This window comes from Methylobacterium haplocladii (assembly GCF_007992175.1).
Classification (GTDB): domain Bacteria; phylum Pseudomonadota; class Alphaproteobacteria; order Rhizobiales; family Beijerinckiaceae; genus Methylobacterium; species Methylobacterium haplocladii.
Map to the genome: position 1 here is coordinate 59,848 of NZ_BJZT01000020.1, position 18,880 is coordinate 78,727.

Sequence of the window (18,880 nt, forward strand, 5' to 3'; positions counted from 1 at the left end):
GTGCTGATCGGACCGACCCTCGGGCGCTACTTCGCGATGCGCTTCCTGCGCACGATCCTCGGCGTCTTCATCACCGTGTTCGCGCTGGTCTATACCCTCGACTTCGTCGAGCTGCTGAGACGCGCCGGCGATACCGAAGGCGCCTCCCCCGGGCTGATGGCGCAGCTGTCGCTCTACCGGACCCCGGCGGTCGCCGAAGGCGTTTTGCCCTTCGCCATCCTGTTCGGCTCGATGGCCGCGCTGCTGCAGCTTTCGCGCAAGCTCGAACTCGTGGTGGCGCGGGCGGCTGGGATCTCGGCCTGGCAGTTCCTGCAGCCGGGCCTGTTCGTGGCGCTCGGCATCGGCGCCGTATCGATCGGGATCTACAACCCGCTCTCGGCGATGATGAAGCAGCGCTCCACGGAGATCGAGGCGAAGATCTTCGCCAAGTCGACCAAGGCGAGCTCGGGCAAGGATCTCTGGCTGCGCCAGCGCGGCCTCGACGGCGAGGCCATCATCCGGGCGGAGACGGCGATCGAGGGCACGACGACGCTGGCCGGCGTCACCGTCTTCACCTTCAGCGATGCCGGCGACTTCCAGTCCCAGATCGTCGCGGCCCGTGCGATCCTGCACGATGGCTACTGGGAGCTGCAGGACACCCGGGTTCACGTGAAGGACGAGCCGCCGGAGAGCTTCGACACCTACCTGATCGCCTCGAATCTCGACCCGGGCCAGGTCCGGCAGCGCTTCACCCCCCCGGAATCTGTGCCCTTCTGGCAACTGCAGGCAACGATCGCACGCACCGAACGGGCCGGTTTGGACGCCACGCGGTACCGTTTGCAGTACGATGTGCTGACCGCCCGGCCGCTGCTGTTTCTGGCCATGGTGCTAGTCGCGGCAACGGTTTCCTTAAGGTTCTTCCGCTTTGGTGGGGTGGGAAAACTGGTCCTCGGCGGTGTGGCAGCAGGCTTCCTCCTGTACGTCGTGCGGCAGGTGATGGAGGGGTTGGGAGCCTCCGGTTTGATCGCCGCGCCAGTGGCGGCGTGGTTCCCGGCCGTGGTAGGGAGTTTGCTCGGTACGCTCACGCTTCTCTACCAGGAAGACGGCTAAGGTCCGGCTTCCGACGCGAGACGCAGACGGCGACCCGGAAAAGGTTTTGGAGACCCGTTGCGTAAGGTCACCGCCATCACGGTCCAAGCCGGCTTGGCCCTGCTTCTGCTCTCGGTGATCACCACCGCGGCACCGCAGGCGTTCGCCCAGAGTGGGATCGAGTCGAAGCTCTCCGGTGCCGCGAAGCCCAAGGGCAACGAGCGGCTGCTCGTGGAGGCCGACGAGCTCATCTACGACAACGACAAGAACACCGTCGTCGCCCGCGGCAACGCGGAGCTGCATTACGGCGCCCGTACGCTGCAGGCAGACCGCGTGCGCTACGATCGCGCCACCAGCCGCGTCTTCGCCGAGGGCAACGTCCGCCTGACCGACGACACCGGCTCGGTGGTCACCGGCGAGCGCATGGAGCTCACGGACGACTTCAAGAGCGGCTTCATCGACAGCCTGCGCATTCAGACCACGATCGAGCAGAAGGGCCAGCCGGTCCGGACCCGGATCGCGGCGCCGCGCGCCGAGCGGATCGACGGCGAGCAGACCAGCTTCGACTACGCCACCTACACCGCCTGCGAGCCCTGTAAGGACCACCCCGAAAAACCGCCGCTCTGGCAGATCAAAGCCGCCAAGATCATCCAGAACAGCGAGACGCACACGATCTACTACGAGGACTCGACGCTGGAGATCGCCGGCATCCCGGTGGCCTACCTGCCGTATTTCGAGTCCGCCGATCCGACCGTGAAGCGCAAGACCGGATTTCTGACGCCGCGCTTCATCACCTCGACGGCGCTCGGCACCGGCGTCGGCACGCCGTTCTTCATCAACCTCGATCCGAGCTACGATCTCACGCTGACGCCGACCTTCGTCAGCCGGCAGGGCGTGCTCGGCCAGGGCGAGTACCGCCAGCGCCTCGACAACGGCTCCTTCAGCGTGCGCCTGTCCGGCATTTTCCAGTCGACGCCGAGCGCGTTCCTGCCCGGGCCGCTGGGCGCGGCCGACCGCGACTTCCGCGGCTCGGTCGAGTCGAAGGGCCGCTTCTTCATCAACGATCGTTGGCGGACGGGCTGGGACCTCGTCGGCGTGAGCGACAAGTGGTTCCTCGACAATTACCGCATCCGCAACCAGAGCGTGACGACCGACTACTTTCGCGAAGCGGTCTCGACGGCCTACCTGATCGGCCAGGGTGACCGCTCATGGTTCGAAGCGCGTGGCTACTACTTCAAGTCCCTGTCGAGCTTCGACTGGCAGAAGGAACAGCCGATCGTCGCGCCGGTCATCGACTACGACAAGCGGATCAACGGCCCCGATCCCATCGGCGGCGAGGTGCGATTCGAGGCGAACGTCACCAGCCTGACCCGCGAGACCACCGACTTCCAGGGCATCCCGCGCACGGGCACCTACCTGCTGTCGCCGAGCGTCAACGGGCTCAGCTACCCGCTCTACGAGACCTGCACGACCTTCACGCGCGCCACCTGCCTCGTTCGCGGCCTTGCCGGCACGAACACGCGGATGTCCGCGCAGGCGTCCTGGCGCCGTACCTTCATCGACGATTACGGAATGGCCTGGACGCCGTTCACGTATCTGCGCGCCGACACGTTCTTCGACAGCCCGAGCCTGTCCGGCTTCCAGAACGCCCTGGTCAGCAATATCGCCACCGTCAACGACGAGATCGCCGGCCGGGTGATGCCGGCGATCGGCATCGACTGGCGCTATCCCTTCGTCTCCGATTTCGGGATGCTCGGCGTCCACACCATCGAGCCGATCGCCCAGGTGATCGCGCGCCCGAGCGAGACCCGGATCGGGCGCCTGCCGAACGAGGACGCGCAGAGCCTCGTCTTCGACGACACGTCGCTGTTCGAATGGGACAAGTTCTCGGGCTACGACCGGGTCGAGGGCGGCGTGCGCGCCAATCTCGGCGGCCAGTATTCCGTGGTCACGCCGTCGGGCTGGTACGCCAACCTGATGGCCGGCGAGTCCATCGCCATCGCCGGCGTCAATTCGTTCCGCCGCGGCGACATCGCCAATGTCGGGTTGGATTCCGGCCTCGAGAACCAGCGCTCCGATTTCGTCGGCCGCGCCCAGCTCTCGCCGAACCAGAACATCAGCTTCATCGCCCGCGCCCGGCTCGGCCAGGGTGACCTCGGTCTCAACCGCTTCGAGGCCGGGGTGACGGCGCGCTTCGCACCGTTCCTGCCCCTCGATACCTCGGTGTTCTATTCCTTCTACGGCGCTCAGCCGGCGCTCGGCTTCAGCCATCGCCGCGAGGGTCTGACCGCGTCGGCGACCTACCACATCACGCCGAACTGGTTCGTCTCGGGCTCGGCGTTGCTCGACCTGACCCGCTATCTCGACACGCGCGACCTCTACGCCGACGCCTTCACCGCCTTCCTCGCCAACCCCGTCGGCGCCGCGCCGGTCTACGAGAATCCCGGCCGCTTCTATCTGTCCGGCATGAGCCTCGGCGCCGGCTACCAGGATGAGTGCACCACGGTGTCACTGAACTACATCAACTCGCCGATCGCCACGGCCATCGGTGTGCGCGAGCGCAACCAGACCGTGCTGCTGCGCATCGAGCTGAAGACGCTCGGCGAGGCCGACCTGCGCCAGAACGTCGGCACCACCACGACGGCCGACGGCATCGCCACGGTGCGCTGACCCTCGGATTGCTGTAGTCGCCGGATCATGACCGACGACATACCGCTGGCGCTGACACTCGGAGACCCGGCCGGGATCGGGCCGGAGATCGCCCTCGCCGCCTGGCGCGCCCGGACGGAGCGGGGCGTGCCGCCCTTCCTGATGATCGGCGACCCCGATTTCATCGAGGCCACCGCCCACCGGCTCGGCCTGTTCGTGCCGGTCGCCGAGGTCGAGCCGGAATCAACCATCGAGGTGTTTCCGAAGGCCTTGCCGGTCTGGCCGCTGCCAAGCGGCGCTCGCGTCGCGGCGAAGCCCGGTGCGCCGGACCCCGCCAATGCGGGCGCGATCATCGAGTCGATCACCGCAGCGGTCGATCTGGTCCGCGCAGGGCGCGCCTCGGCCGTCGTCACGAACCCGATCGCCAAGTTCGTGCTCACCCGGGTCGGCTTCGTCCATCCCGGGCATACCGAATTCCTGGCAGCCCTCGCCGCCGGCCCCGAAGGGACGGTGCCGCTGCCGGTGATGATGCTCTGGAGCGAGACCCTCGCCGTGGTGCCGATCACGATCCACGTGGCGCTCCGCCGGGTGCCGGATCTGCTGACGCAAGATCTCGTCGAGCGCACTGCGCGGATCGTCGCCGCGGGTTTGCGCGAGCGCTTCGGCCTCGCAAGTCCGCGCCTCGTCTTGTCGGGCCTGAACCCGCATGCGGGTGAGGCCGGGACCATGGGCACCGAGGATCGCGAGGTTCTCGCGCCCGCGGTTGCACGGCTACGCTCCGAGGGCATCGACATCCGGGGGCCGCTGCCGGCCGACACCCTGTTCCATGAGCGCGCGCGCGCCACTTACGACGTCGCGCTGACGCCGACCCATGATCAGGCCCTGATCCCGATCAAGACGCTGGCCTTCGACGACGGCGTCAACGTCACCTTGGGTCTGCCCTTCGTCCGGACCTCGCCGGACCACGGCACCGCCTTCGACATCGCCGGACAGGGTATCGCCCGGCCCGACAGCCTGATCGCGGCGCTCCGCCTCGCCCACCGTCTGGCGAACCGGCCATGAGTGAACTCGCCTCCGACGGCCTTCCGCCACTCCGCGAGGTCGTGAAGTGGCACGGGCTGGAGCCGAAGAAGTCGCTCGGCCAGAACTTCCTGTTCGACCTCAACTTGACCGGCCGCATCGCGCGGGCCGCCGGGCCGCTCGATGGCGTCACCGTCGTCGAAGTCGGCCCCGGACCCGGCGGCCTCACCCGCGCGCTGCTGGCCGAGGGCGCCAAGACGGTCATCGCGATCGAGCGCGATCCGCGCGCTCTGCCGGCGCTCGCCGAGATCGCCGCCCATTATCCGGGACGGCTGGAGGTGGTCGACGCCGATGCCGTCGGCTTCGACCCGCGTCCGCTGATTGGGGACGGACCGGCGCGGATCGTCGCGAACCTGCCCTACAACGTCGGCACGACGCTTCTCACCGACTGGCTCACCGATGCCCAATGGCCGCCCTGGTGGGACCGGGCCGTGCTGATGTTCCAGCGCGAGGTGGCCGAGCGTATCGTCGCCGACACCGACGACCGGGCCAATTACGGGCGCCTCGGCGTCCTCTGCGGATGGCGGACCGAGGCGTCGATTCTTTTCGACGTGGCCGCCTCCGCCTTCGTGCCGCCGCCGAAGGTGACGTCGAGCGTGGTCTCCCTGTTGCCGAGGCGACAGCCTCTGTCCTGCGCGATCAAGGCGCTGGAGACGATCACCCGCGCCGCCTTCGGGCAGCGCCGCAAGATGCTGCGCCAGAGCCTCAAGGCGGCGACGCCCGATCCCAGCCGGCTCCTGGCGGAAACGGGCCTGCCTGAGACGGCGCGCGCCGAGGAGATTTCGGTGGAGGGCTTCGTCGCCCTGGCCCGCGCGCTCGCGGGTCGGTCACCGGATTAAGGCCGCGCGCTGATCCGTTGACCCTATGCGCTTTCCTCCAAGGGGCGCGAGATCTTGCCTTACCCGCCCGGTCCCAGCCGGCGCGGGTCTTTTTTTGCTGGCTGCGTCGATCGAACCCGTTTCCGTCAGCGCGAGCACCGGGCCGATCCCGCTCCGTTCGAACGATCGCCGTATCACAACGCAAAAAACACAGAGTACTTGGCGGAATTGATAGGCTGGGGTGCCGCAATGCGCGTGATCTTCGATTTTCAACAGATCAAACAACTAAAGATTGGAACTTATGCGCGCCGGATTTTGTTGTGAAGACATACGGTTCAACCTCGGCCATTACCAAACGGCAGCGTGCGGCCGCGCTTCGTCGCGTCACATTCTCGCCGTTTCACTGCGCATACTGCGCGCATCTCAACACACCCGGTTCGAGGCAGGCTATCGCTTCGACTCCCCCGATCCCTCGGATGGATGACGCATGTCGAAGCTCGCCCTCACGTTCGCCCTCGCCGCCGGCCTGACCTCGCACATGGCGCTTCCGGCGGGAGCACGCGACGGTGCGAACTACGACGGCAACTGGTCCGTCGAACTGGTGACCGAAACCGGTGCGCTCTGCGATGCGCGATACAGCTACTCGCTCTCGGTGCAAGACGGTCAAGTCCGGCCGATCGCTCGGGCGGCGAGCAGTGCCGCGACGGTGACCGGCCGGGTGGGCCGGGACGGCGCGGTCGGCCTCAACGTCGCGACGAGCGCGGCAAACGGTTCGGCCTCGGGACGGCTGCAGACCCAAAGCGGCTCCGGCACCTGGAAGGTGTCCGCGCTCTGCTCCGGTCGCTGGACGGCGCGCCGCCAAACCACGCGCACTGCGCTGGCCGACTGAGTTCTCGGGTGACGAGCCGGATCCCGGCTCGTCGAATGGGTCGGATCAGGCGGCCGACAGCCAGGCGCGCGCCTCGTCGATCTTGGCGCGCTCGAACACCTTGATCTGCGTGGGCGAGACGAAGCTGAAGGTCTCGGCAACCACCTTCAGCCACTGCGCATCGGTGACGAGCGCGACATGGCTGACGCCCTTCATCATCGAGATGCCGAAGCGCGGGTCCTTGAAGAACGCCGCCGGCTCCATGCCCTCGAAGGCGCGGATGTCTTCGAGAAGCTTGAGCTTGCCGCCCTTGTCCAGGTCGGCTTTCATCTTGTCTATGGCGGTGTTCATCTCCTCGTCGGAGATCTTTCCGTCAACGACGATCTCGCCGTAATCGGATTTGGGTTTTTTCTCGTAGGTCAGCACGGTCTTAGCGCTCCTTGCGATGTCGGGCGGCCTCTGCACGCAGAAACGCTGCCATCCGCTACAGGAAGCTCTGCGGATCCACGTCGATGGCGACCTTGACGTTGCCGCGGGGCTTCGGACTCCGATCCAGCCAATCGCGCAGATAGCTCTGGATGTCGATGCCCCGGTCGGTTTTTACCAGCAGCCGGAATCGGTAGCGCCCGCGGATCAGCGCCAGCGGCGCCTCGGCTGGGCCGAGCACCATGACTCCGGCCGGCGGGTCGGCAACGCGCGCCATCGCCTGCCCGTGCGCTTCGGCGAGGTCGCGCTCGGCTGCCGAGACGATCAGCGCGGCCAGCCGCCCGAACGGCGGTAGTCCGGCGTTTTCGCGTTGCGCGATCTCCTCGTCGTAGAAGCGTTCGGCTTCGCCCGAGAGCAGGGCCGCGATCACCGGGTGGTCGGGCTGGAAGGTCTGCACGAGCGCCCGGCCCGGCCGCTCGCCGCGGCCGGCCCGGCCCGTCACCTGCTGCAGCAGCTGGAACGTGCGCTCGGCCGCGCGGGGATCGCCGGAGGTCAAGCCGATATCGGCGTCGAGCACGCCGACGAGCGTCAGGTGCGGGAAGTTGTGGCCCTTGGCGACGAGCTGCGTGCCGATGACGATGTCGCATTCGCCGGCCGCCACTGCCTCCAACTCCTGCCGCAGCCGCTCGGTGCCGCCGGGAAAATCGCTCGACAGCACGATGATGCGCTTGTCGGGAAACAGCTCGGCCGCCTCCTCCGCGATACGCTCTACCCCGGGGCCGCAGGGTGTCAGGTGGTCGAAGGCGCCGCATTCGACGCAAGCCTCGGGCTTGCGCTCGGTATAGCCGCAATGGTGGCAGACCAGCGCTTTGCGGAAGCGGTGCTCGACGAGCCAAGTCGAGCAGTTGCGGCACTGGTAGCGATGGCCGCAGGCGCTGCAGAGCGTGAGCGGGGCGTAGCCGCGGCGGTTGAGGAAGAGCAGCGCCTGCTCGCCCTCGGCCACGGCGGCCTTCACCGCAGCCACCATGGGCGGCGACAGGAAGCGCCCGCGCTCCGGCTTGTCGAGGCGCATGTCGATGGCGGTGATGTCGGGTAGCCGCCGGCCGCCGAAGCGCTCCGGCAGGACGATGCGGCCGTAGCGCCCGCGCTGGGCGTTCACCCGCGTCTCGATCGAGGGCGTCGCGGAGGCGAGTACCACGGGGCAACCCTCGAGCTTGCCCCGCACGACCGCCATGTCGCGGGCGTGGTAATGGACGCCGTCCTCCTGCTTGTAGGCGCTCTCGTGCTCCTCATCGACGACGATGAGACCGAGCTCTCGGAACGGCAGAAACAGCGCCGACCGCGCCCCGACCACCACCGAGACCTCGCCGGTCGCGACCGCAGCCCGCAGCCGCTCGCGGCGGCGGCCGCCGATCCCCGAATGCCAAGTCGCGGGCCTTACCCCGAACCGCGCGGCGAATCGGTCGAGGAACTGCGCCGTCAACGCGATTTCCGGCATCAGCACCAGCGCCTGCCGGCCCCGCCGCACGCATTCGGCGACAGCCTCGAAATAGACCTCGGTCTTACCCGAGCCGGTGACGCCTTCGAGGAGAATGGTTTGGACCGGCCTTCCGGCTGCAGCGGACATCAGCGGAGCGTCGTGCGCATCCCCTCTCCCCGCAGGCGGGGAGGGGGCTTTGCCGACCTCGTCGTCGGCAGAGCGAGGCGGCAGCCGACGGTGAGGGGGTGTCGCCAGAAGTAGCTCGTCCCGGGAAGCCCCCTCACCTCCGCCCGGCGGGCTTGCCGCGTCGACGACGAGGCCGTCGCGGCCCTCTCCCCGCGTGCGGGGCGAGGAAAGACCCGTGTCGAACGCGGCGTTCAACTGTTTTGCAGCCTCTGACTGCGCCTCCGAAAGATGCGCCGTGCTCAGGAAATCCGGATCGGGTCGCAGCGCCACCGGCTCCGGCACCAGCGGCACCGCCTCCAGAGCCCCGTCGTCGATCAATCCGTCGACGACGCTCAGGGAGACGCCGGCTTCCTTGGCGAGCGCGCCCTTGCCGCGAATCGCACCGTCGGCGGCCACGGCGAGTGCCTTGGCGCGCGCGGCGGTCGGGCGGGAAGGCGGCTTGCCGGCGGAGCGGACGCCGACGCGCATGGTCTCGGTGCGGGCGGATTCGTCGGGCAGGCGCAGGGCCATGGCGAGCGCCGAACCCTTCGGCGCCAGGGTGTAGCGCGCCAGCCAGTCGACGAGCCGCCGCAGCGGCTCGGACAGGGGCGGCACGTCCAGCAGGCCGGTCACCGGCCGCAGGTTGCTGCCGCCGGCCGGCCGCTCCGCGACACCCCAGACCACGCCGGCGATCTCGCGCGGGCCCAGCGGGATCTGCACGACGTCGCCCACGCTCAGCACGAGGCCGTCCGGTACCGCGTAGCTGTAGGCGGTATCGAGCGCGAGCGGGATCAGGACGTCGGCGGTCTGAGGCATGGGATCGGGAGCTGCGGGACCAGGGGCGCGCGGACATGTTCTATATTTGTACTGAACTGGCGTCGATCCAGAGCGGCCGTTCCTCGGCCTGCCAGCCGGAAGACGTCAATTCTTCACGCGCAACGACAGAGCCAGCGGTACCGCCGCGAGGCTCAGCACGCTCATCGCCCAAAACGCCCTCAGGCCAACCGTCGCGAAAAGCTGGCCGGCCACGAGCGTCAGCAGCGCCGAGGCGAGGCCGAGCCCGAAGGTGCCATACACCGTGAGCGCCGTCGCGCGCAGGCGCTCGGGAACGCTCTCTTCGATCAGGGCGAGGCAAGCGAGATGCAGGGCCGCGAAGGTCAACCCGTGCAGGCACTGGATCCCGACCAACGCCGGCAGCCAGGACGTCGTGCCCTGGACCACCCAGCGCAGGGATCCGGCCAAGGCGGCCAGCGCCATGGTACCCGGCGGACCGATCCGGGCCAGAAGACGAGGGCCGACCCAGAGAAAAACCAGGATCTCCGCCGCGACGGATTCCGACCACAGTAGGCCTGCGATCGTCGGAGAGATGCCCGCCTCCCGCCAGACGATGACACCGAAGGCATCGTGCATGGCATGCGCGCCGATCACGAGGGCGGCAGCGAGCACGAGCCGCTGGAAGCGGGTGTTGGCGGCGAGGGTGCGGAAGCCGCGCGTCCGCGTACCCGGTTCGGCAATCCCACCCAGCCCCTCATCGTGAGGTGCGAGGCGTAGTCGAGTTTCGAAGGAGGGGTCCGGTTCGCGCATCGATCCCTGGAGCCTGCCCTCGAAGCCTCCGCTTCGATCCGACACGTCAGGATGACCGGCTGGGACGGAAGCCCGAGCGACCCGCGTCGCTACGAGCGCCGCGAGTCCGAAGGCTGCGCCGCAGAGCCAAAGTCCTGCCGCGTTCCCCCAGACCTCCGCCAAGAACCCCGACACGATCGTCGCGGCAATGAAGGCGGCGGAGCCGGCTGCCCTTACCCAGCCGTACTCGAACGCCCGGCCGCCCCGCGCGGCGGCGAGTGCCAGCACGTCGGCCAGCGGCGCGAGCGGTGCCGTCGCCACGGCCTGGGCCACGCCGATGGCGATCAGCGGCCAGAAGGCATGGCCGCCGAGCAAGGCGAGATTGCAGGCGGCGGCGAGACCGAGGGCGAGCGCAAGCAGCCCTCGCGTCCGGCCGCTCCGGTCCGCCAGTCCTCCGGCGAGTGGCCCGGCAACGAGCCGCGTCACGGTGGCCGTGGCCAGGAACGTCGCGATCTCCTGGGGCGTAAGCCCGCGCGCGGCGAGGAAGGCCGGCAGGAACGGCGAGAGAGCACCATAGGCGCCGTAAAGCGCCGCGAAGAGCATGAGGAAGCCGGCGAGCCCACTGCCCTTCTCGACGCCGCCAGCCTTCGTCATCACCCGTCGGCTCGCCTGCTGCGGTGGGCGGATGCTCACCCTCGCGGTATCCTGCCCTCAAACGAGGGGTGAATGGGCATCGATCCCGAAACGAATGCACCGGAAGGCGTGGTGCTGCTGCACGGCACGGCGCGGCGCGCCTCCTCCATGGGCCGGATCGAACAGGCTTTTCGCAAAGCGGGCTATGCCACGCTCAACCTCGACTATCCGGCGCGGCAGGCCTCGCTCGGGGTGATCGCCACCTTGCTGATCCCTGAGATCGACGCGTTCACGGCGCGGGTCTCACGGCTCCACGTGGTCACGCACTCGATGGGCGGGCTCGTGGCCCGCGCGCTGATCACCCGGCATCGCCCGGAAAACCTCGGACGGGTGGTGATGCTGGCGCCGCCGAACGGCGGCAGCGAGGTCGCCGACGCGCTGCATCGCCTGCGGGCCTTCCGCCGGTTCTTCGGCCCCTCGGGCGCGCAACTCGTGACCCAGCGCAGCGAGGGCCTGAGACGGCTCCTCGGTACGGTGGATTACCCGCTCGGCATCATCGCCGCCGACCGCAGCCTGTATCCGCTGGAATCCCTGTTCGTGCTGCCGGGACCGAACGACGGACGCGTCACGGTCGCGCGCACGCGGGTGCCCGGCATGAGCGGGCACATCACCCTCCACACGACGCACGCGATGATGATGTGGAACCCCCGCGTCATCCGCGAGGCACTGCACTTCGTGCGCGAGGGCCGCTTCGGCGAGCCGGCGGCGTTTTCGCGTGCGGAACATGCTCCCCGCTGAACCGAAACTGTTCTAAGAAGCGGCCTGCCGGGACGATGACCCCTTGGGTCCGGTCCCGCCGGCTTTCGAGACAGGTTCGTTCGGCGATGAGCATCGATCCCCCGACCCGCCCGCAAGATCAGCTCGTGACCGTGTTCGGCGGGTCCGGGTTCATCGGACGCCACGTGGTGCGTGCCTTGGCCAAGCGCGGATACCGCATCCGCGTCGCGGTGCGCCGGCCGGATCTTGCGCTGTTCCTGCAGCCGCTCGGCTGGGTCGGTCAGATCGTGGCCGTGCAGGCGAACCTGCGCTATCCCGACTCGATCCGCCGTGCGGTCGAGAATGCGGACGTGGTGATCAACCTCGTCGGCATCCTGCAGGAAAGCGGCAGCCAGAGCTTTTCCAAGTTGCAGACCGAGGGTGCGGGCGAGATCGCACGCGCCGCGGCCGAAGTCGGCGCCCGGGTGGTCCACGTCTCGGCCCTCGGGGCCGACCCGGCTTCCGAGTCGCGCTACGCGGCGTCGAAGGCGCTCGGCGAAGCCGAAGTGCTGAAGGCGCGGCCAGACGCGATCATCTTCCGGCCCTCGCTGTTGTTCGGGCCCGGCGACGGCTTCTTCAACCGATTCGCAACGCTCGCCACCCTTCTGCCGGTGCTGCCGCTGGCGGGTGGCCAGACCAGGTTCCAGCCGGTCTTCGTCGGCGACGTCGCCGAGGCGATCGCCCGGGCCGTCGATGGCAAAGCCGAGGCCGGCACGGTCTACGAACTCGGCGGACCCGAGATCGGCACCCTGGAACACTTCGTCCGCTACATGCTCGACGTGACGATGCGCCGGCGCCTCGTCGCCGACATGCCCTGGCCGGTGGCACGCCTGCAGGCGCGGGTGCTCGAACTGGTGAACACGGCGACGTTCGGCCTCATGCCCGACTTCCTCAAGCTGACCCGCGACCAGGTCGTGATGCTTGCGACCGACAACGTGGTCTCGGAGCACGCAAAGGCCAAAGGGCGCACCATCGAGGCGCTCGGCATCGTGCCGACGGCGGTCGAGGCGGTCGTGCCGGGTTATCTCTGGACGTACCGCAAGCATGGCCAATTCGCGGTCGGACGCGGCACCGAGAGCGAGGCGGCGATCCCCGACTCGATTGCGCCGCAGCCGGCCGGACCGGGCTCGGCCCACCATCCCCGCACCGCGAGCGGTCCGGCCATCGGACAAGGCTCGGCGCCGGCGAGCGGGATGGGCCAGCGCTGGGGCACCCGCCGCTGAACGGGCGTTTGTTCGGTACGAAGCCGAGAGGGAGCGAGACGATGTCGGGTGAAACGTCGAGCCTGGATCACGCCGTCTTCGACGTGGCGGAATACGCCGCCCGGCTGCCCGAGACCTCGGATACCATGGTCGCCGACCACCGCTTCATCGACGACGCTGCCGCCAGTGCCCGGGTTTTCCGAGTCTACAAGCCGACACCGCCGCACACCCACGCCACTTGCGACGAGTATCTCTACTCGCTGTCCGGCCGTTGCCTGATGAAGTTCGGCGAGGACGAGCCCGTCGAGGTCGGGCCGGGAAAGCTCGTGGTGTTCAAGCGCGGCGTCGTCCACTCGGTACCGCAGATCCTGGAAGAGCCGGTGGTATTCCTTTCGGTCGACACGCCCCGCCGCGCGCCGCGCGACATCCGATTCGTCGAGGACGGCACCGGCACGCCCGAGAGCTTCATGCGGCAGCAGGATCGATAGGCACTCCTCCCGCCGTTCACAACACATCGGCCGTGACAGGGATCGGCTTCACCGCCGATTCTGCGGGAAAGCTCTCGGCATGCTGAAATAGCCGCTCGCTCGTCAGCTTTAGAAAGTAAAAGCCGAATTCCGGGTTCTGGTAATAGAGCTGCTTGACCTCCGAGTACGGCAGACACAACGCCCGGCCGGCCTCGACGCAGACGAGCGAGCCGGTGCGCTTGTTGCCGGGCGAGAGCATGCCGAGTTCGCCGACCACGTCGCCGGCGCCGAGGTCGATGCCGTGCTCGGGAATGCGAAAGACGCCGCTCTCGATGGTGAACATCTCGTCGGCCGCGTCGTCCTTGCGGAAGATCGTCTCGCCCGCCTTGAAGCGCCGCGTCGTGCCGAAGGGTTTGAGCCAGTCCAGGGAAAGGTCGCCGGAAGCGGCTTTGCCTACGTCGCGCACGAGGCGGACCATCTGGAAGAGCCGCCACGCGTTGAACGGGATCTGGATCGCCTCGGTGAGGACCACCGGCATGCTGCCGATCAGGACGCCGTAGGTGATCACCACGCAGCTCGCCACGAGTGCCACGATGCGCAGCGGAATCATCGTGCTCATCGCCGAGGCGGCGACGGTGAGCACGGTGCCGGCGTAGCCGATCGCCTCGACCCAGTTCATGCCTGTCTCCGCCTCGAGGTACCGACTGCCCGTCCGACCGGCCGGTTAGATCCGGGATGCGACACTGGTGAGGCATCACGGCGCAGCTCAGGCTTGAACGCGCCCGATCCGTTCGACGATCTCGCCGGCCGCTCGCAGCCCCTCGGCGTAGGCGCCTCCGACGGTGCCCCATTGCTCGCGCGACAGCGCCTCACCCGCGAACCACAGCCTGTCGTCCACCGGGGCCGTCAGGGTGCTTCGTGCGTGGGCGTGGCCGGGCGGCACGACAGCCCAGGAGCCGAGCGACCAGGGATCATGCCGCCATTCGGTCACAGCGGGTATGCCGAGATAGTGCAGGGCACGGTGGCCGAAATGCTCGGCGAAGATCGTGCGGACGAGCCGCCGGGCGGCATCCGTGCCGTCGCGCTTCGCGTCGAGCGCCTCCGCCATGGCGGCATCCATCTCGAAGTAGTGGAACGGCGTCCCGTCGATCCGGGTGAGCAGGCCCGGCGGCCTCTGCCGTCCGCCGACGATGCTGGCGAGCCGGTCGCGACCGCGGAACGGCATCGAGGGCCAGTGAAGCACGGCGTGTTCGTAGGTACCGGAGCGGAAGCCGTCGATCGCCGAGCGGATCTCGGGTGGTAGGACCGGCGTGAAGCGCACGCTCGCCTGCAGCACCATGATCGGCACGGCGACGACCACGGCGTCGGCGCGCAGGACCGCTCCGTTCTCCGTCTCGACACTCACGCCGTGTGCCGACCGGTCGATGCGGCTGACTGGGGTCCCGAGCGCGATGGGCAGGCCCTGGGCCAGCCGCGCAAGGTACGCGCCGTAGCCGCCGCCGATAAAAAAGTTGTCGCCGTATTCGAGGCTCGGCCAATCGTGCAGCGAGACCTCGCCGAGGGGGCGGCCGGAAACGAGGGCGTGGACCAGCGCGATCCGGTCCCGCCACGGTCCAAGCCCGACCGGAACGAGGGAACCGACGGCGCGGTCCTCGACCGCGCGCGACGCGCCGAGCGTCATGGCGCGGTCGGCGCGGTCGAACGCGCGGGAGAAGGCAGCCTTCTCGGCCGGCCGCGCCGGGCGGCGACCGATGACGAGATGACTGTCCTGTGCCGCCTTGCGCAGGGGCTCGCTGCGCGCGCGGCCGAGGGCGACCAGCGGATTGACCGGACCGGCGTGCAGCCAATGCGCGCCGAGATCGATCGCGTGGCCACGTAGGCTCGTGGTCACGGCCCTGCCGCCGACGCGATCACGGGCTTCGAGCACGGCGACGGACAAGCCGCCCTCGATGAGCGCGCGCGCGGCAGCGATGCCGGCAGCGCCAGCACCGACGACGACCACATCGGGCGAGGCGGGCAACGGGGCGTAGCGCGGCGCGACGGTCGGAAGGAAGCGGGCATGGGCAGGCGGGAGGATGGCGGCGCGCGAGACCTTCATGGCCGCCTGCTGGCAGATCCAGACCGCGCCGTCACCGGGGACGCCGCACAACACGGCAGTTCGCTCACCGCCCGTTGCCCTCACAAATCTCTAATGATCGAACGCTCGGTCCTCGCGTTGGCCTCTTGAATGGATCGCAGACGTCCATCGCCGAACATCAGTGAGGAACGACATGACGCCGATGAAATGCATCGCGAGCTGCCTGGCCACGATCGCAGCGACCCTGCCGCTCGTCACCGTTGCCAGCGCCGAACCCGAAAAGGTCGCGGTGTTCGATTTCCAGTTCGCCAAGGGCGCGCCGACGCCCCCTACCGAGGACGACAAGGCCCGGCTCCAGAAGACCACAGAGGAATTCCGCACGCTTCTGAAGGACACGGGCCGCTACACCCTGGTCTCGACCGACCCGGTGAAGGCGGATGTCGCCAAGACGGCCGATCTGCGTGCCTGTGGCGGCTGCGCCGACACCTTCGGCAAGACGCTCGGGGTGGAGGGCATCTTCGTCGGTGAGGTGCAGAAGGTCTCCAACCTGATCCTCAACATGAACGTCTACTTCAAGCCGCTGAAGGAGGGCGCGCCCGAGAAGGCCTACAGCGTCGACCTGCGCGGCAACACCGACGAATCCTTCGACCGCGGCATCAAATACCTCTTCAAGAACCAGCTCCTCGAACGCTGATGGCCGCCATGCGGGCGCATGAGAATTCCAACGACGCTGCATCGCGGTAAGTCTCTGACAACACGCGCCTGCCGCGTTGGAAAGCATTCTTCCATTCGTTCAAGCATAAGCTTGGGCGCGATTCCGGCTTGACGGGCCGGCAGTACAGTCGCAGTCTCCTCGAGTGCTTCGCGAGAGGAGCATGAGATCTCGGAGAGACGGCGACATCGCGTTCGTTGTTTCGAAGAGATCTGGCTGAAGGAGACAGGAATGACTCCACCCCAGCAGAAAGCCGCTTAGACTATCTCGGGAACGGTTCGGCCCGAGATCGAGCGGCTCACCACGACGAGCCACCGGACGGAGGCGGCTCCAGGGGCGCAGAAGCGACCTTCCTAGGTACGACTTCGAACACGCATCAGCCCCAATTCAAGCCGCTTCCGCCGCGGTTCGCCCGCGGCGGAATTCGGAGACTTGGCACGTCCCGGCAGTTGGGCTGCGCGGGCATATTCGGCTGTCCGGCGACCGTCAGTCGATCCCCAGCTTCGCCTTCAGTAGCGCGTTCACCGAAGCCGGATTGGCCTTGCCGCCGGTGGCCTTCATGGTCTGGCCGACGAACCAGCCGAGCAGCGTCGGCTTCTCCTTGGCCTGCTGAACCTTGTCCGGGTTCTTGGCGATGATGTCGTCGACCGCCGCCTCGATCGCGCCGGTATCGGTGACCTGCTTCATGCCGCGGGCTTCGACGAGCTCGCGCGGGCTGCCGCCTTCGGTCCAGACGATTTCGAACAGATCCTTGGCGATCTTGCCGGAAATCACACCCTCGCCGATCAGGTCGACGATGCCGCCGAGCTGTTCGGCCGAGACCGGAGTCTGCTCGATGCCGAGGCCTTCCTTGTTGAGGCGGCCGAAGAGCTCGTTGATCACCCAGTTCGCAGCGGCCTTGCCGTCACGGCCGCGGGCGACCGATTCGAAGTAGTCGGCCGAGGAACGCTCGGCGACGAGCACGCCGGCATCGTAGGCGCTGAGCCCGAAATCGGCGATGAAGCGCGCCTTCTTGGCATCCGGCAGCTCCGGCAGGCCCTCGGCCAAGCTCTCGACATAGGCCTGGTCGAATTCGAGCGGCAGCAGGTCGGGGTCGGGGAAATAGCGGTAATCGTGCGCCTCTTCCTTCGAGCGCATCGAGCGGGTCTCGCCCTTGCCCGGATCGTAGAGGCGCGTTTCCTGGTCGATGCTGCCGCCATCCTCGATGATCGCGATCTGGCGGCGGGCCTCGACCTCGATGGCCTGGCCGATGAAGCGGATCGAGTTGACGTTCTTGATCTCGCAGCGCGTACCGAGCGGGTCGCCGGGCTTGCGCACCGAGACGTTCACGTCGGCACGGAGCGAGCCCTTCTCCATGTCGCCGTCGCAGGTGCCGAGGTAGCGCAGGATCGTGCGCAACTTCGTGACGTAGGCGCGCGCCTCTTCGGCAGAGCGCAGGTCGGGCCGCGAGACGATTTCCATCAGCGCGACACCGGAGCGATTCAGGTCGACGAAGCTCTTGGTCGGGTCCTGGTCGTGCAGCGACTTGCCGGCATCCTGCTCGAGGTGCAGGCGCTCGATGCCCACCGTGATCGTGGAGCCGTCGATGAGATCGACCAGCACCTCGCCCTCGCCGACGATCGGGTCCTTGAACTGCGAGATCTGGTAGCCCTGCGGCAGGTCCGGATAGAAATAGTTCTTCCGGTCGAAGACCGAGCGGTTGTTGATCCTGGCCTTCAGCCCGAGGCCCGTGCGCACGGCCTGGGCGACGCATTCTTCGTTGATCACCGGCAGCATGCCGGGCATCGCCGCGTCGACGAGCGAGACGTGGTCGTTCGGCTCGCCTCCGAACTCCGTGGAAGCGCCGGAGAACAGCTTCGAGCGGCTCGTGACCTGGGCATGGATCTCCATGCCGATCACGACCTCCCAGTCGTGCAGGCCGCCCTTGATGAGTTTGTTCGGGGATACCGGCGCGTTCATCGTGTCCGTCGTCGTTGTCGCCGGGACAGGACCCGACCCTTGCTGCGTGTGTAGGGAGACCGCGCCGGAGCGGTCAAGCCGAGGGTGGCGCCGCGCCCGGCCTGCTCGCGGCGAGGGTCACGGCCGGGCCGTTCGGACCGTTCGGGTCGTCGCGGATCACGGTGGTCTCGGACAGCCCGAAATGATGCAAAGCCGCGAGGATCTCGGGCAGCTCCATCCAGCGCGTCTTCGGCTGGTTGCCGCCGAGGAACTGGCCGAGCCCGCGATGCCGATAGGTCAGCTCGTGAAGCCGCACCGTCAGGCTGCCATGCCGGACCTCGCGCATCGTCATGGCAGGCAGTCGCGGCTGATCGAGGAAGTAATGCGTCCAGATGAACAGCCGGTCCGAGCGCGCGGCAGCGAGCCGGATCAGCTCGACCGGATCGAGCATGTGGTAGAGGATGCCGCAGCAGAAGATCACGTCGTAGCGCGGCCCGGGCGCTTCGAGGTAGCGGCTGACGTCGCCGAGCAGGAACGTCGAGCGGTTCAGCCCGACCATGTTCTTCACGATCAGCGACTTGAGGAACGCATCCGAGTTCGATTCCACCGCCGTGATGCTGCGCGCCCCGAGCCCTTCGAGCTGATAGGTGTGGGCGCCCTCCAGCGGACCGAGTTCGAGCACGTCGTAGCCGTCGAACCGCCCGCCCCGGCCGAGATGCGCGGCGGCCTCAAGCGGCCGCCCATCCTGCCGGAATCCGGCAAAGCCCGCTGCCGGCAGGCTCGGCTCGATCTCGCTCAGGTCGCTCGCCCAGCGCCCCTCGAATAGATCGTAGGCGTTGCGATGGCTCGGTTCGTTCGTCAGGAAGCGCCGTTTCATCGTCACCCTTCTGCGTGACGGGTCCGGCCAGTTCAGGAGCC

16 protein-coding genes are annotated in these 18,880 nt (G+C 68.0%); 9 read left to right on the forward strand and 7 right to left on the reverse strand.

Going from position 1 to position 18,880, the window contains the following annotated elements; all coding sequences use genetic code 11:
• From lptG to MHA02_RS10265, 5 genes are all read left to right on the forward strand, one after another.
• Window positions 1-1,089 (forward strand): LPS export ABC transporter permease LptG, encoded by a 1,089-nt coding sequence (gene lptG, locus MHA02_RS10245; protein WP_147078542.1) that lies wholly within the window; start codon window positions 1-3, stop codon window positions 1,087-1,089.
• Between the two features lie 57 nt (window positions 1,090-1,146).
• Window positions 1,147-3,738: an LPS-assembly protein LptD gene (locus MHA02_RS10250; RefSeq protein WP_174804662.1), complete on the forward strand. Its 2,592-nt coding sequence runs from the start codon at window positions 1,147-1,149 to the stop codon at window positions 3,736-3,738.
• Between the two features lie 24 nt (window positions 3,739-3,762).
• On the forward strand, window positions 3,763-4,779 hold the full coding sequence (gene pdxA / locus MHA02_RS10255; RefSeq protein ID WP_147078543.1) for a 4-hydroxythreonine-4-phosphate dehydrogenase PdxA: 1,017 nt from the start codon (window positions 3,763-3,765) through the stop codon (window positions 4,777-4,779).
• Window positions 4,776-5,636, forward strand: a complete 861-nt coding sequence (gene rsmA / locus MHA02_RS10260) for a 16S rRNA (adenine(1518)-N(6)/adenine(1519)-N(6))-dimethyltransferase RsmA (protein ID WP_147078544.1) — start codon at window positions 4,776-4,778, stop codon at window positions 5,634-5,636. The genes pdxA and rsmA overlap by 4 nt, the downstream gene beginning before the upstream one ends.
• Window positions 5,637-6,102: 466 nt before the next feature.
• Window positions 6,103-6,504, forward strand: a complete 402-nt coding sequence (locus tag MHA02_RS10265) for a hypothetical protein (protein ID WP_147078545.1) — start codon at window positions 6,103-6,105, stop codon at window positions 6,502-6,504.
• A 45-nt stretch (window positions 6,505-6,549) separates the two neighbouring features.
• Here the strand turns inward: MHA02_RS10265 and MHA02_RS10270 are convergent, their stop codons facing one another.
• From MHA02_RS10270 to MHA02_RS10285, 3 genes are all read right to left on the reverse strand, one after another.
• A complete protein-coding gene (locus tag MHA02_RS10270) occupies window positions 6,550-6,909 on the reverse strand; it encodes a SpoIIAA family protein (protein WP_147078546.1) in 360 nt (119 codons plus the stop codon).
• A 58-nt stretch (window positions 6,910-6,967) separates the two neighbouring features.
• Window positions 6,968-9,370 carry a primosomal protein N' gene (locus tag MHA02_RS22680; RefSeq protein ID WP_238180244.1) on the reverse strand — a complete coding sequence of 801 codons (2,403 nt, stop codon included), beginning with the start codon at window positions 9,368-9,370 and terminating at the stop codon, window positions 6,968-6,970.
• Between the two features lie 105 nt (window positions 9,371-9,475).
• Window positions 9,476-10,771, reverse strand: a complete 1,296-nt coding sequence (locus MHA02_RS10285) for an MFS transporter (RefSeq protein WP_147078571.1) — start codon at window positions 10,769-10,771, stop codon at window positions 9,476-9,478.
• A gap of 72 nt (window positions 10,772-10,843) precedes the next feature.
• On the opposite strand from MHA02_RS10285, the gene MHA02_RS10290 reads away from it, so the two are divergent.
• The 3 genes from MHA02_RS10290 to MHA02_RS10300 all read left to right on the forward strand — a co-directional run bounded on the left by MHA02_RS10290 (window position 10,844) and on the right by MHA02_RS10300 (window position 13,256).
• Complete coding sequence (locus tag MHA02_RS10290) at window positions 10,844-11,548, forward strand: alpha/beta fold hydrolase (protein WP_147078547.1); 705 nt, start codon at window positions 10,844-10,846, stop codon at window positions 11,546-11,548.
• Between the two features lie 86 nt (window positions 11,549-11,634).
• On the forward strand, window positions 11,635-12,789 hold the full coding sequence (locus MHA02_RS10295; RefSeq protein ID WP_147078548.1) for a complex I NDUFA9 subunit family protein: 1,155 nt from the start codon (window positions 11,635-11,637) through the stop codon (window positions 12,787-12,789).
• 41 nt (window positions 12,790-12,830) lie between these two features.
• Complete coding sequence (locus tag MHA02_RS10300) at window positions 12,831-13,256, forward strand: cupin domain-containing protein (RefSeq protein WP_147078549.1); 426 nt, start codon at window positions 12,831-12,833, stop codon at window positions 13,254-13,256.
• Between the two features lie 16 nt (window positions 13,257-13,272).
• Here the strand turns inward: MHA02_RS10300 and MHA02_RS10305 are convergent, their stop codons facing one another.
• The gene (locus tag MHA02_RS10305; protein WP_147078550.1) at window positions 13,273-13,914 is read right to left on the reverse strand and encodes a cyclic nucleotide-binding domain-containing protein; all 642 of its coding nucleotides are present in this window, start codon (window positions 13,912-13,914) and stop codon (window positions 13,273-13,275) included.
• A gap of 87 nt (window positions 13,915-14,001) precedes the next feature.
• Complete coding sequence (locus tag MHA02_RS10310) at window positions 14,002-15,333, reverse strand: flavin monoamine oxidase family protein (RefSeq protein ID WP_373318346.1); 1,332 nt, start codon at window positions 15,331-15,333, stop codon at window positions 14,002-14,004.
• A 172-nt stretch (window positions 15,334-15,505) separates the two neighbouring features.
• Here MHA02_RS10310 and MHA02_RS10315 point away from each other — a divergent pair, with 172 nt between their 5' ends.
• On the forward strand, window positions 15,506-16,006 hold the full coding sequence (locus tag MHA02_RS10315; protein WP_373318344.1) for a DUF3280 domain-containing protein: 501 nt from the start codon (window positions 15,506-15,508) through the stop codon (window positions 16,004-16,006).
• A 504-nt stretch (window positions 16,007-16,510) separates the two neighbouring features.
• Here MHA02_RS10315 and gatB read toward each other — a convergent pair.
• Window positions 16,511-17,983, reverse strand: a complete 1,473-nt coding sequence (gene gatB / locus MHA02_RS10320; RefSeq protein WP_147078551.1) for an Asp-tRNA(Asn)/Glu-tRNA(Gln) amidotransferase subunit GatB — start codon at window positions 17,981-17,983, stop codon at window positions 16,511-16,513.
• Window positions 17,984-18,056: 73 nt separating this feature from the next.
• Window positions 18,057-18,839 (reverse strand): class I SAM-dependent methyltransferase, encoded by a 783-nt coding sequence (locus MHA02_RS10325; protein ID WP_147078552.1) that lies wholly within the window; start codon window positions 18,837-18,839, stop codon window positions 18,057-18,059.
• Between the last annotated feature and the right edge of the window lie 41 nt (window positions 18,840-18,880).

Coding starts and splice junctions, on each gene's coding strand:
- rsmA (WP_147078544.1), top strand. CDS start 4,776: ATGAGTGAACTCGCCTCCGACGGCCTTCCGCCACTCCGCGAGGTCGTG.
- MHA02_RS10265 (WP_147078545.1), top strand. CDS start 6,103: ATGTCGAAGCTCGCCCTCACGTTCGCCCTCGCCGCCGGCCTGACCTCG.
- MHA02_RS22680 (WP_238180244.1), bottom strand. CDS start 9,370: ATGCCTCAGACCGCCGACGTCCTGATCCCGCTCGCGCTCGATACCGCC.
- MHA02_RS10285 (WP_147078571.1), bottom strand. CDS start 10,771: ATGACGAAGGCTGGCGGCGTCGAGAAGGGCAGTGGGCTCGCCGGCTTC.
- MHA02_RS10290 (WP_147078547.1), top strand. CDS start 10,844: ATGGGCATCGATCCCGAAACGAATGCACCGGAAGGCGTGGTGCTGCTG.
- MHA02_RS10295 (WP_147078548.1), top strand. CDS start 11,635: ATGAGCATCGATCCCCCGACCCGCCCGCAAGATCAGCTCGTGACCGTG.
- MHA02_RS10300 (WP_147078549.1), top strand. CDS start 12,831: ATGTCGGGTGAAACGTCGAGCCTGGATCACGCCGTCTTCGACGTGGCG.
- MHA02_RS10305 (WP_147078550.1), bottom strand. CDS start 13,914: ATGAACTGGGTCGAGGCGATCGGCTACGCCGGCACCGTGCTCACCGTC.
- MHA02_RS10310 (WP_373318346.1), bottom strand. CDS start 15,333: ATGAAGGTCTCGCGCGCCGCCATCCTCCCGCCTGCCCATGCCCGCTTC.
- MHA02_RS10315 (WP_373318344.1), top strand. CDS start 15,506: ATGACGCCGATGAAATGCATCGCGAGCTGCCTGGCCACGATCGCAGCG.
- gatB (WP_147078551.1), bottom strand. CDS start 17,983: ATGAACGCGCCGGTATCCCCGAACAAACTCATCAAGGGCGGCCTGCAC.
- MHA02_RS10325 (WP_147078552.1), bottom strand. CDS start 18,839: ATGAAACGGCGCTTCCTGACGAACGAACCGAGCCATCGCAACGCCTAC.